This is a genomic window from Comamonas sp. FG99 (genome assembly GCF_057808605.1).
Window position 1 is genome coordinate 1 of record NZ_JBMDII010000072.1, and the last position, 10,808, is coordinate 10,808.

At 68.4% G+C, this 10,808-nt stretch carries 11 protein-coding genes and 1 riboswitch; of the genes, 4 read left to right on the top strand and 7 right to left on the bottom strand.

Going from position 1 to position 10,808, the window contains the following annotated elements; translation table 11 throughout:
- The first annotated feature begins 156 nt into the window (after positions 1 to 156).
- Positions 157 to 252: riboswitch (TPP riboswitch) on the top strand.
- 59 nt (positions 253 to 311) lie between these two features.
- A complete protein-coding gene (locus ACODRX_RS25510; RefSeq protein ID WP_488874352.1) occupies positions 312 to 1,595 on the top strand; it encodes a purine-cytosine permease family protein in 1,284 nt (427 codons plus the stop codon).
- On the opposite strand, the gene ACODRX_RS25515 is transcribed toward ACODRX_RS25510, so the two are convergent.
- Together ACODRX_RS25515 and ACODRX_RS25520 are read right to left on the bottom strand one after the other, a co-directional pair.
- On the bottom strand, positions 1,585 to 2,910 hold the full coding sequence (locus ACODRX_RS25515; RefSeq protein WP_488874353.1) for a 3-deoxy-D-manno-octulosonic acid transferase: 1,326 nt from the start codon (positions 2,908 to 2,910) through the stop codon (positions 1,585 to 1,587). The genes ACODRX_RS25510 and ACODRX_RS25515 overlap by 11 nt on opposite strands.
- A gap of 7 nt (positions 2,911 to 2,917) precedes the next feature.
- Positions 2,918 to 4,306, bottom strand: coding sequence for a phosphomannomutase/phosphoglucomutase (locus ACODRX_RS25520; protein ID WP_488874354.1), 1,389 nt, complete (start codon positions 4,304 to 4,306; stop codon positions 2,918 to 2,920).
- A 248-nt stretch (positions 4,307 to 4,554) separates the two neighbouring features.
- Between ACODRX_RS25520 and ACODRX_RS25525 the strand changes: the two genes are divergently transcribed.
- Positions 4,555 to 5,505 carry a DMT family transporter gene (locus ACODRX_RS25525; protein ID WP_488874361.1) on the top strand — a complete coding sequence of 317 codons (951 nt, stop codon included), beginning with the start codon at positions 4,555 to 4,557 and terminating at the stop codon, positions 5,503 to 5,505.
- Between the two features lie 9 nt (positions 5,506 to 5,514).
- Here the strand turns inward: ACODRX_RS25525 and msrA are convergent, their stop codons facing one another.
- The gene (gene msrA / locus ACODRX_RS25530) at positions 5,515 to 6,072 is read right to left on the bottom strand and encodes a peptide-methionine (S)-S-oxide reductase MsrA (RefSeq protein ID WP_488874355.1); all 558 of its coding nucleotides are present in this window, start codon (positions 6,070 to 6,072) and stop codon (positions 5,515 to 5,517) included.
- A 128-nt stretch (positions 6,073 to 6,200) separates the two neighbouring features.
- On the opposite strand from msrA, the gene ACODRX_RS25535 reads away from it, so the two are divergent.
- Both ACODRX_RS25535 and ACODRX_RS25540 read left to right on the top strand, forming a co-directional pair.
- Positions 6,201 to 6,914, top strand: coding sequence for a protein-L-isoaspartate O-methyltransferase family protein (locus tag ACODRX_RS25535; protein WP_488874356.1), 714 nt, complete (start codon positions 6,201 to 6,203; stop codon positions 6,912 to 6,914).
- A gap of 3 nt (positions 6,915 to 6,917) precedes the next feature.
- On the top strand, positions 6,918 to 7,256 hold the full coding sequence (locus ACODRX_RS25540) for a rhodanese-like domain-containing protein (RefSeq protein WP_488874357.1): 339 nt from the start codon (positions 6,918 to 6,920) through the stop codon (positions 7,254 to 7,256).
- 34 nt (positions 7,257 to 7,290) lie between these two features.
- Here the strand turns inward: ACODRX_RS25540 and ACODRX_RS25545 are convergent, their stop codons facing one another.
- The 4 genes from ACODRX_RS25545 to ACODRX_RS25560 all read right to left on the bottom strand — a co-directional run.
- Complete coding sequence (locus ACODRX_RS25545; protein ID WP_488874358.1) at positions 7,291 to 8,637, bottom strand: MFS transporter; 1,347 nt, start codon at positions 8,635 to 8,637, stop codon at positions 7,291 to 7,293.
- A gap of 68 nt (positions 8,638 to 8,705) precedes the next feature.
- Positions 8,706 to 9,764 carry a beta-keto acid cleavage family enzyme gene (locus ACODRX_RS25550; protein ID WP_488874359.1) on the bottom strand — a complete coding sequence of 353 codons (1,059 nt, stop codon included), beginning with the start codon at positions 9,762 to 9,764 and terminating at the stop codon, positions 8,706 to 8,708.
- A 29-nt stretch (positions 9,765 to 9,793) separates the two neighbouring features.
- Complete coding sequence (locus tag ACODRX_RS25555; protein WP_488874360.1) at positions 9,794 to 10,642, bottom strand: TauD/TfdA dioxygenase family protein; 849 nt, start codon at positions 10,640 to 10,642, stop codon at positions 9,794 to 9,796.
- 25 nt (positions 10,643 to 10,667) lie between these two features.
- The coding region (locus tag ACODRX_RS25560) for a zinc-binding dehydrogenase (RefSeq protein WP_488874362.1) at positions 10,668 to 10,808 on the bottom strand (141 nt) is incomplete at its 5' end.

The following is a 10,808-nucleotide window of genomic DNA, read 5'->3' on the forward strand; positions in this document are numbered from 1 at the left end:
GCCCGCCGGGGCGAGACCCGGCCTCTGGCCTCAAAACAAGGCTCCATGCTTGCCCTCTACGCGGGGGCTCCTGAGGGACTCATGCAGTTCACTGGCTTAAGTGAACGACATTAGCCCAGAGGCGCGCATTCTTTGCCCGGCCGTGGCAAAATCGCGGCCATTCGCTAGGGGTGTCCGGTGTTTCCGGGCTGAGATCACACCCTTTGAACCTGTTGAGATCATCCTCGCGCAGGGAAGCTGCAGACCATGCTGCCACCGACGGCCCCGGCGGTGGCCGGTCGCCGGCCCCGCGCACAGCCACGGAGCCGTCCATGTCCATCTCATCCCCGCCCTACGCCAACGAGGCGCTGACCCCGGTCGATGCCCGCGCCCGCGCCTTCAGCGGCATGAACCTCGCCTCGCTGTGGTTCAGCCTGGGCGTGGGCCTGCTGGTGATGCAGGTAGGCGCCTACCTGGTGCCCGCGCTGTCTCCCGGCCAGGCGCTGTGGGCCATCGCCGGCGGCTCGGTGCTGGGCGCGGGCCTGCTGGCCTGGGTGGGCAAGCTGGGCTGCGACAGCGGCCTGGCCAGCGCGGGGCTGATGCATGCGGTCTACGGCCGCCACTTCGCCAAGCTGCCGGTGCTGCTCAACATCGTGCAGCTGCTGGGCTGGGGCGCATTCGAGCTGGTGGTGATGCGCGACGCCACCGTGGCGATCGCGCGCCAGGCCGGCGCCATGCAGGCCGGCTACTGGCCCTATCTGGCCACGCTGCTGTGGGGCGGGCTGCTGATCGCGCTGATCACCGGCTCGATGGTGAAGCTGGTGCGCCAGCTGATCTCGCGCATCGCGCTGCCGCTGGTGGTGCTGTCGCTGCTGTGGCTGAGCTGGCAGTTCGCCGGCATGGCGCAGGCCCAGGGCTGGCAGGCGCTGTTCGGCCGCTCCGCCCAGGGCGGCATGGGTGTGCTGCCGGCGCTGGACCTGGTGATCGCGATGCCGATTTCGTGGCTGCCGCTGGTGGCCGACTATGCGCGCCATGGCAAGAGTGGCCGCAGCGCGCTGGCGGGTACCTGGCTGGGTTTCGGCATCGCGAACGCCTGGTGCTATGCGTTGGGGGTGCTGGTGGCGCTGGTGCTGCCCAGCAGCGACCTGGTGACCGCGCTGCTGCTGGCCCAGGGCGGGCTGATCGCGATGTCGCTGATCCTGCTCGACGAGGTGGACAACGCCTATGGCGACGTGTATTCGGGCGCGGTGTCGGCGCACAGCATGGCGCCGCGCCTCGGTTTGCGTGCCTGGGGCCTGGGCATGGCCGGGCTGTGCACCCTGCTGGCGCTGGTGCTGCCCATGCACAGCCTGGAGCCTTTCCTGCTGCTGCTCAGCTCGGTCTTCGTGCCGCTGTTCGGCGTGATCCTGGGCCGCCTGGCCTTTGGCGCCCCCATCGCCCAATTGCTGCGGGCGGCCCGCGCGGTGCACGTGGCGCCAGTGGCCATCTGGCTGGCGGGCATTGCGCTGTACCACCTGCTGGCCCAGCTGGCGCCGCAGGCGGGCTCGGCCCTGCCCACGCTGGCGGCGACCTTTGCCGCCGGCTGGCTGACGCGGGCGCGCGCCCTCAGTGCGTGAGAGGGCCGGCGCTGCCGCCGGCCCCATCCCTGGCATCTTCCCCGGCCTTGCGCAGCTCGGCCGCCACCAGCTGCGCGGTGGCGCTGGCCGCGCCGCGGTGTGACTCGGCGAACACCGTGGCCGCCCGCGCCATGGCCTGCTGGCGCAGCGCATCGCCGGCCAGCTGCAGCGCCTGTGCCACGGCATCGCCGATGTCGGCGGCGCGCAGCGCGGCACCGGCCTCGATGCTGGCCTCGGCCGCCTGGGCGAAATTGAAGGTGTGCGGCCCCATGACCACCGGGCAGCCGCAAGCGGCCGCCTCGATCAGGTTCTGCCCGCCCAGCGGCGCGAAGCTGCCGCCCAGCAGCGCCACATGGGCCATGCCGTAGTACAGGTGCATCTCGCCCATGCTGTCGCCCAGCCACACGTCGGCCGCCTCGGGAGCTTCATCCCACTGGCTGCGGCGCGAGACCGACAGGCCGGCACCGGCCAGCAGCGCCCGCACCGCGTCGAAGCGCTGCGGGTGCCGGGGAACGATCAGCCATTGCACCGCAGCGGCCTGCTGCTTGAACGCATCGAGCCACAGGGCCTCCTCGCCTTCGCGCGAGCTGGCCAGCAGCAGCACCGGCCTTGCCTGGCTGTCGCGCCAGGCCCGGCCGCGCGCCAGCAGCCGCTCGTCGACCTGCACGTCGAACTTGAGGTTGCCCAGCACCGCCCGCACCGGCGCGCCCAGATCGCGCAGCCGCGCCGCATCGAGCTCGGTCTGCGCCAGCACGGCCGACAGCGCGCCATAGGCCGGGCGCGACAGCCAGCCCAGCTGCCGGGCACCGCGGTGCGACTTGGCATTGAGCCGGGCATTCACCAGCATCAGCGCAACGCCCTGGGCCTTGCAGCCGGCCACCAGGCCCGGCCACATCTCGGTTTCCATCAGGATGCCGATCGCCGGGCGAAAGCGCTGCAGAAAACTGCGCACCGCGGCCGCATCGTCCCAGGGCTGCCAGACCTGGATATCGCCGGGCAGCAGCAGCTTGCGCCCCTCTTCGCGCCCGGTGGCCGTGCCGTGGGTGAGCAGCAGGCGCAGCGCCGGAATGCGCTCGCGCAGCTCGCGCACCAGGATGGCGGCGGCGCGCGTCTCGCCCAGCGAGACCGCATGCACCCACACCAGCGGCACGCCGGGCTGCGGCTGGTACAGCGGCAGATCGCGGTAATCGCCAAAGCGCTGCGCCACATCCTGGCCATAGGCGGGCTCGCGCAGCGCGCGGCGCGCGAGCTTGCGGCGCAGCAACGGCCGGGCCAGCCGCATCAGCGCGGAATAGACGGACAGCGCGAGCGGCATCGCGGGGTCAGTGGGCGGCGTCGCCGACGACGGCGTCGGGCTTGACCTTCAGCAGCAGCGCCTTCATCTCGCCTTCGATGCGGTGCAGCGCCGACTGGTTGTGGCCCTCGAAGCGCAGCACCAGCACCGGCGTGGTGTTGCTGGCGCGGATCAGGCCGAAGCCGTCGGGCCAGTCCACGCGCAGGCCGTCGATGGTGTTGATGACCGCCGGCGCCGCAAACGCCTGCGGCGCCAGCGCCTGCAGCTCGGCCGTCAGCCGGTGGGGCTCGCCCTCGGCGCAGGCCACGTTCAGCTCGGGCGTGCTGTAGCTGCTGGGCAGTGCGTTGAGCACCGCGCTCGGGTTGTGTGCGCGGCTCAGGATCTCCAGCAGGCGGCAGCCGGCGTAGGTGCCGTCATCGAAGCCGTACCAGCGCTCCTTGAAGAAGATATGCCCGCTCATCTCGCCGCCCAGCGGCGCGCCGCTCTCGCGCATGCGGGCCTTGATCAGCGAATGGCCGGTCTTGAACATCACCGGCTTGCCGCCCGCGGCCTCAATGGCCGGCGCCAGGCGCTGCGAGCACTTGACATCGAAGACGACCTCGCCGCCCGGCACGCGCGCGAGCACGTCCTGCGCGAACAGCATCATCTGGCGGTCGGGAAAGATGTTGTTGCCTTCCTTGGTGACGATGCCCAGCCGGTCGCCATCGCCATCGAAGGCCAGGCCCAGCTCGGCGTCGCAAGACTTGAGCGCTTCGATCAGGTCGCGCAGGTTCTCGGGCTTGCTCGGGTCGGGATGGTGGTTGGGGAAGTTGCCGTCCACCTCGGAGTACAGCTCGGTCACCTCGCAGCCCAGCGCGCGGAAGATGGCGGGCGCGGTGGCGCCGGCAATGCCGTTGCCGCTGTCGACCACGATCTTCATCGGCCGCGCCAGCTTCACGTCGGAGACGATGCGCTCCTGGTAGGCCTGGCTCACGTCGGCCTGGCGCAGCTTGCCGCCGCCCTGCATGCGCCAGTTCTCGCGCTCCATGATCTGGCGCAGCTGCTGGATCTCGTCGCCATAGATGGCGCGGCCCGCCATCACCATCTTGAAGCCGTTGTAGTCCTTGGGGTTGTGGCTGCCAGTGATCTGGATGCCCGAGCTGCACAGCGTGCTGGCCGCGAAATACAGCATGGGCGTGGTCACCTGGCCGATGTCAATGACTTCGAGCCCCGACTCCACCAGCCCCTGCATCAGCGCCTGGCCCAGCTCCGCACCCGACAGCCGGCCGTCGCGCCCCACGGCCACGGCCTTCTCCCCTGCCGCCAGCGCCTGCTGGCCGAATGCCCGCCCCAGCTTGAGGGCAACCGCAGCATTCAGCGTGCTCGGCACAATGCCGCGGATGTCGTAGGCCTTGAAAATGGCGGGGGAGATGGGCACGGCAATACTTTCCTGGATGAACGAAGACGCTATTGTAGGCACCCGGTGAATGTCTAGGCGCGGCGGCCCTGCCAATCCGCCGGCTCGCATGGAACCGCGCCGCAGGCTCCGACCGCCAACTGCCTGCAGCTATGCTTGGCATAGCAATTCCATCCGCGCATCAATCCCCCGCAAGAATGTCACCAATGCCGGCGGGCAGTTGGCGCATGATGGCGCACCCCCTGCCCGCCCAATCCCCCTTTTGCCCCATGCCGTCCACCGACACGCCCCCATCCGCCGCCAGCGCCGCAGCCCTGCCCCCTCTGGCCACGGCCGCGGCCGGCGCCAGCTGGGTGCCCGAGTTCGTCTTGCTGGCGGCGCTGTGGGGCGCATCGTTTCTCTTCATGCGCCTGAGCGCACCGGCCTTCGGCCCGGTGCCCACCGCCGGCCTGCGGGTGAGCTTCGCGGCCCTGTTCCTGCTGCCGCTGCTGCTGCAGCGCGGCGAATGGCCGGTGCTGCGCCAGCATTGGCCAGCGCTGCTGTTCAACGGCATCGTCAACTCCGCGATCCCGTTCGCGCTGTTCTCATGGGCGGTGCTGCACATTGCCACCGGCATGGCCTCGATCCTGAATGCGAGCACACCGCTGCTGGGCGCGCTGGTGGCCTGGATCTGGCTGGGCGACCGCATCACCGGGCTGCGCTGGCTGGGGCTGGCCGTGGGCTTTGCCGGCGTGGCCCTGCTCGCGCTGCACGATAGGCCCGGAGCGGCGCTGCCCGTGCCGGGCGGCGGCTACGGCGCCATCGCGGCCTGCATCTGCGCCTCGCTCAGCTATGCGGTAGCGGCCAGCTTTGCCAAGAAATTCCTCACCGGCCTGCCAGTGCTCTCGATCACCACCGGCAACCTGGTGGGCGCCGCGCTGGGCCTGGCGCTGCCGATGGCCTGGCTGTGGCCGGCGCAGACACCCGGCCTGCAGGCCTGGCTGGCGGTGGCGGCGCTGGCGCTGCTGTGCACCAGCATCGCCTACCTGCTGTTCTTTCGCATCATCCAGCGCGCCGGGCCCAGCCGGGCCCTGGCGGTGACCTTCGTGGCGCCGGTGTTCGCGCTGCTCTATGGCAACTGGTTCCTGGGCGAGCCCATCACGCTGTGGATGCTGGGCTGCGGCGCGCTCATCATCTGCGGCACCATGCTGTCGACCGGGCTGATTGGCCCCAGGAAATAGGCGGGGCAGCTATTTCAGGAGCGCCGCGAACGTCTGCTCGAACTTCTGCACCTTGGGGCCTACCACGAAGCTGCAGTATGGCTGGCGCGGATTGAGCGCAAAGAACTGCTGGTGGTAGTCCTCTGCCGGCCAAAAGCGCGTCAGCGGCTCCACCTCGGTCACGATGGGCGCGCGAAACTGGCCAGACGCCGCCAGCGCCTGCACGAAGCGCTGCACCTCGGCCAGCTGCTGCGCACTGGTGGTGTAGATGCCGCTACGGTACTGCGTGCCCACATCGTTGCCCTGGCGGTTGGGCGTGGTGGGGTCGTGCGTGGCGAAAAACACCTGCAATACCTGCTCCAGCGTGATCGCCCGCGGGTCGAACACCAGCTCCACGCATTCGGCCAGGCCGGTATCGCCCGCGCACACCTGCTCGTAGCTGGGCTGGTCCACATGGCCATTGCAATAGCCGCTGGTGACCTGCTGCACGCCGCGCAGCCGCGCATACACGGCCTCGGTGCACCAGAAGCACCCACAGGCAAGATAGATGCGCTCAAGTTGGTCGGGCTGGTTTGGCTGGCTTGGCATAAGGCTTCCTCGTCTGGAGATCAGGCCCCATTTTGCGCCCCAATGCCGCAGCTTCGCACAGCGGCTTCGGAAGGGCCTAAAATCCCCGGTTTGTCTCAAGCCTTGACTTTAGCCTTTGGAGCCCCCCGATGACCTTGCCCCTCAACATGCCCGTGAATGCGAATGACCCGTACCAGGCGGCGCGCTTCAACATGGTGGAGCAGCAGGTGCGGCCCTGGGACGTGAGCGACAACCAGGTGCTGGAGCTGATCGGCACGCTGCGCCGCGAGGAATTCGTGCCCGAGGGCCTGCAGGACATGGCCTTCATGGACGTGCAGCTGCCGCTGCTGGGCGACGATGGCGAGGCCGCCATCGCCCAGGGCCACTGCATGATGCCGCCCCGCGTGGAAGCCCGCATCCTGCAGGACCTGGCGCTCAAGAGCGGCGACACGGTGCTGGAGATCGGCACCGGCTCCGGCTACATGGCGGCGCTGATGGCCAGCCTGGCCAAGCAGGTCACCACGCTGGAGATCGAGCCGGCCCTGGTCGAGCTGGCCCGCGCCAACCTGCACCGCGCCGGCATCCGCAATGTGGACGTGAAGCTGGAGGATGGCTCCAACATTTCCGCCATCGGCGGCAGCTTCGATGTGATCGTGCTCAGCGGCTCGGTCTACGAGGTGCCGCAGGCGCTGCTGAACAAGCTCAACGACGGCGGCCGCCTGGTGGCCTTCGTGGGCTCGGAGCCGGTGATGCGCACCACCTTCTTCACGCGCCGCAGCAACCAGTTCGACAAGAAGATGCCCTGGGATACGCTGGTGGCCCGCCTCAAGGGCTTCCCCGAGGCATCGCGCTTCAAGTTCTGAACCATGGATCAGATCCGCCCTTCCGAGCTGAGCGACTGGCTGGCCCGCCAGCCCACCGGCACCCTGCCTGCCGTGCTCGACGTGCGCGAGCCCTGGGAGGTGCAGACCGCCGCCGTGCGCGCCGACGGCTTCGAGCTGCTGCAGGTGCCCATGTCGCAGATCCCGCAGGCGGCCCTGCAGTGGGACGACAACCGCCCCGTGGCCTGCCTGTGCCACCACGGCATGCGCAGCATGCAGGTGGCGCGCTTCCTGGAGCAGCAGGGTTTTGCCAACGTGGCCAACATCAGCGGCGGCATCGACCTGTGGAGCCTGGAGCGCGATCCGCAGGTGCCGCGGTATTGAGCAAGACTAGGCCGCCCAGGAAGCGGCGCCACGGTCATGCCGCTTGCATCCGCATCTCGGCGGCCGTTGCCATGGTGGCTGCCGCCTGCACGCGGCCCAGGTCCGATTCGTAGCTGCGGGATGCCCGGATGAAAGCCAGTGCAGCCAGCGCCGAAAAACCTGGCATGACCGCCATGGCCCACTGCAGGCCAAGCGCATCCGACAGCGCCCCCGCGATGAAAGGGCCGGCCGCCAGCCCGAACAGGTTCTGGAACAGGGTCAGCACTGCGCCGCCCGTGGCCCGCACCCCAGGGTGCACCACATCCAGAACGATGGCGGTCACCGGCCCCACGGTGCAGGCAGCCATGAAGCCGCCCAGCATGATGAGCGCGATCTGCGCTCCCTGCGAGGGCATGGGCCACCACACGCCAGCACCGAAGGCCAGGGCGAGCAGGACCAGCGACACCAGGCACAGCGCCGCCATCGTGTAGAGCTTGTTGCGCGGCCGGCGTCGGCCCGCGCGGTCCACCAGGGCGCCCCAGACCACCGAGCCCACGGCGCCGCTCAAGACCACCAGCGCGGCCTTGAGCGCGGCCTGGTCCACCGGCAGGTGGTGAAAACGGTTCAAAAAGCTGGGCAGCCAGGCCCACACCGTGGCCAGCACCGCAACCTGCAGCGCCGCTCCTACGCAGGTCCACAACACGGTGGGCGTGCGCACCAGCGCGCCAGCCACCGAGCGCGCCACGCCGCTGGCCGACTGCATGGCCTGCTGGTGGCCGGCCGTGAGCCTGACGGTTTCATAGTCGCGCACCTTGTAGTACAGCAGCGCCAGCACCAGGCCCGGCAGGCCCACCACGCCGAAGGCCGTCTTCCAGCCCCAGTGCGTGGCGATGATGCCGCCCAGTACCACTCCCAGCACCGAACCGATCGAGCCGGTGGCGAAAAAGCAGGCCATCAGAGCGCCCCGCATGCGGCGCGGAAAATGGCTGGCCAGCAAGGCCGCCCCCACCGAACCATAGGCGGCCTCGCCCACCCCGACCACCGCGCGCGCCGCCAGCAATTGGCCATAGTTGCGCGTGAACATGCAGGAAACACAGGCCAGGCTCCAGCCGAAGGCCATGACAACAATGCTCCGGACACGGCTGGTACGGTCGGCGAGCAGTGCAATCGGGATCGATCCCGCAGCCACGGTGACCGACACGATGGACACCAGCAGGCCCAGTTGCTTGTCCGACAGCTGCCACTCGGCCTTGATGTGCGGGAACAGCGAAACGATGACCTGCCGGTCCACATAGTCGAACAGCATCAGCAGCAGCGTCATCGCAAAGGCGAACCAGGCCGGCCTGGGGCCGTACAGGTAGCCGTCCTTGGCGCTACCGGCGCTCTCGGGAATGGCATGCATGCTTGTCTCCATTGATTCTTGACAGCGCTTTGCGCTTGTATCTATTGCAAGAGCTGGGTCGCCGCGGCTCAGGCAGCCTTGCGCAGAAAGCCCTGCTGGCGGCCAGGCGCATTGGGCGCAAAGCCGTTGGCCGCCAGCGACTCTTCGGCGGTACCGTAGAACACGCCGATCTTGCTGATCTGGCGCGCCTGCTTCGCGGTGGCGATGGGCCGGCCGAATTCGCGCGAGATGCGCACCAGCTGCTCGACCTGTTTGGCGGTGCCGATCTTGGCCGAACGATCCTGATTCCACAGGTTGTCTTCGGTGCCGGTGCGCACATGCAGGCCCATCGCGATGCCCATCATGTTCACCGGCAGCACGTTGAGCACCGAGCTTTCCACCGTCACCACCGCGCCGTCAGGCACGGCGCGCATGAAGTTGGCCAGGCTGTACACGTTGGGCACATCCATGCCACCGCCGATGGCCACCCAGTTCATCACCAGCGGGCCCTTGTAGATGCCACGGCGCATCAATCGCTCCACCGATTCGAAGCTGTTGAGGTTGTAGCACTGGAAGGCACTCTGGATGCCGGCAGCCGTCAGGCGCCGGATGTGCTCCTCGGCCCAGCCGGGCTGGGCGGGCACGGTCATTTCCTTGTAGGCGTTGAAGGTGGCGGGGTCTTCCATCGACGTGCCGCGGATGTCATGCAGGTCGAACTGCTCCATCACGTTCATCTGCGAGGTGTTGATGGTCACCGTCACCTGGTCGGGTTTGGGATCGAGCTCGGCCAGCATGTGCCGGGTGTCGTCCGAGAGCCACTTGGCCGCGGCACCATCGGTTTCCGGGGCGAAGCTGATCGAGCCCCCCACCTGGATGATCATCTCGGGCACCCGCTCGCGCACGCCGGCGATCAGTTCGTTGAACTTGGACAGGCGCTTGGAGCCACGGCCATCCAGCTCGCGCACATGCAGGTGCAGCACCGTGGCGCCGGCGTTGTAGCAATCCACCGCGCGCTGGATCTGGTCTTCCATCGTCACCGCGATCTCGCCAGGAAAGTCCGCAGGCACCCATGAAGGCGCATACGGCGCGGCGGTGATGATGAGCGGTTGCTGGTTTTCAGGGAACAGGTGGCCGTCGAGGAAATTCATGGTGTGTCTCCACAGAGGAATTGAAAAGGTCAGAACGTGGGCGTGCCGATGATTCCCGCGCGCTCCATCTTGCGGTGGCAGGGTGGGTAGTCCATCACGGCGTAGTGCTGCGTGGCGCGGTTGTCCCAGATGGCCACGTCGCCCGGTTGCCAGTGCCAGCGCACCTGGTATTCGGGGATGGCGGCCTGGTTGATCAGGTACTGCAGCAGCGCCGATCCGCCCTGCGTGAAGTCCTGCCCGACGCGCACATTGGCGGCTGTGTGGTAGTTGGTGAAGTGCGTGGTAAAGCCACACACGAACAGCACCTTCTCGCCCGTGTCGGGGTGCGTGCGCACCACCGGATGTTCGGCATCGGGAAACTGCGCCTTCAGCGCCAGCCGCCTTTCGATGGGCAGGGCCGCACCAAAGGTGGCCTCGATGCTGTGGCGCGCGCGCAGCGGGGCGATCAGGTCCTTGATGGGCTGCGGCAGCTTCTCATAAGCCAGCACCATGTTGGCCCACATGGTGTCGCCGCCCACCGGCGGGCATTCCACGCAGCGCAGCACCGCCCCCATCTGCGGCACCTCGCGCCAGGTAGCGTCGGAGTGCCAGCCGTTTTCGTAGCGGTCATTGGGCGCATCGGGTGATTTGTAGATGCGCACCAGGCCGGGGTGCTCGGGATCGCTGCCAACCACCGGATGGTCTTCCAGCTCTCCAAAGCGCCGGGCGAAGGCCACATGGTCGGCGCGGCTGATGTCCTGCCCGCGCAGGAACAGCACCTTGTGCCGCAGCAGCGCCGCCTTGATCTCGGCAAACAGGCCATCGTCGCGGGCCGCGTCGGCCAGGCTCGCGCCATGCAGCTGCGCACCTATCGCGCAGGTCAATGGTTGGGTTCGCATTCCTGTCTCCTGCTTTTTTTCTGGTTCAGATCACGAAGATCGATGAGCCTATGGTCTTGCGCGCTTCCAGGTCGCGATGCGCCTGCACCGCATCCTGCAGCGCATAGCGCTTCTGGATGTCGATGCGGATGCGGCCCTGGCTCACATGGCCGAACAGCTCGGCCAG

Excerpts from the sequence above, each read along its gene's own strand:
- ACODRX_RS25510 (WP_488874352.1), top strand. The coding sequence starts at position 312 with ATGTCCATCTCATCCCCGCCCTACGCCAACGAGGCGCTGACCCCGGTC.
- ACODRX_RS25535 (WP_488874356.1), top strand. The coding sequence starts at position 6,201 with ATGACCTTGCCCCTCAACATGCCCGTGAATGCGAATGACCCGTACCAG.
- msrA (WP_488874355.1), bottom strand. The coding sequence starts at position 6,072 with ATGCCAAGCCAGCCAAACCAGCCCGACCAACTTGAGCGCATCTATCTT.
- ACODRX_RS25515 (WP_488874353.1), bottom strand. The coding sequence starts at position 2,910 with ATGCCGCTCGCGCTGTCCGTCTATTCCGCGCTGATGCGGCTGGCCCGG.
- ACODRX_RS25550 (WP_488874359.1), bottom strand. The coding sequence starts at position 9,764 with ATGAATTTCCTCGACGGCCACCTGTTCCCTGAAAACCAGCAACCGCTC.
- ACODRX_RS25555 (WP_488874360.1), bottom strand. The coding sequence starts at position 10,642 with ATGCGAACCCAACCATTGACCTGCGCGATAGGTGCGCAGCTGCATGGC.
- ACODRX_RS25525 (WP_488874361.1), top strand. The coding sequence starts at position 4,555 with ATGCCGTCCACCGACACGCCCCCATCCGCCGCCAGCGCCGCAGCCCTG.
- ACODRX_RS25540 (WP_488874357.1), top strand. The coding sequence starts at position 6,918 with ATGGATCAGATCCGCCCTTCCGAGCTGAGCGACTGGCTGGCCCGCCAG.
- ACODRX_RS25545 (WP_488874358.1), bottom strand. The coding sequence starts at position 8,637 with ATGCATGCCATTCCCGAGAGCGCCGGTAGCGCCAAGGACGGCTACCTG.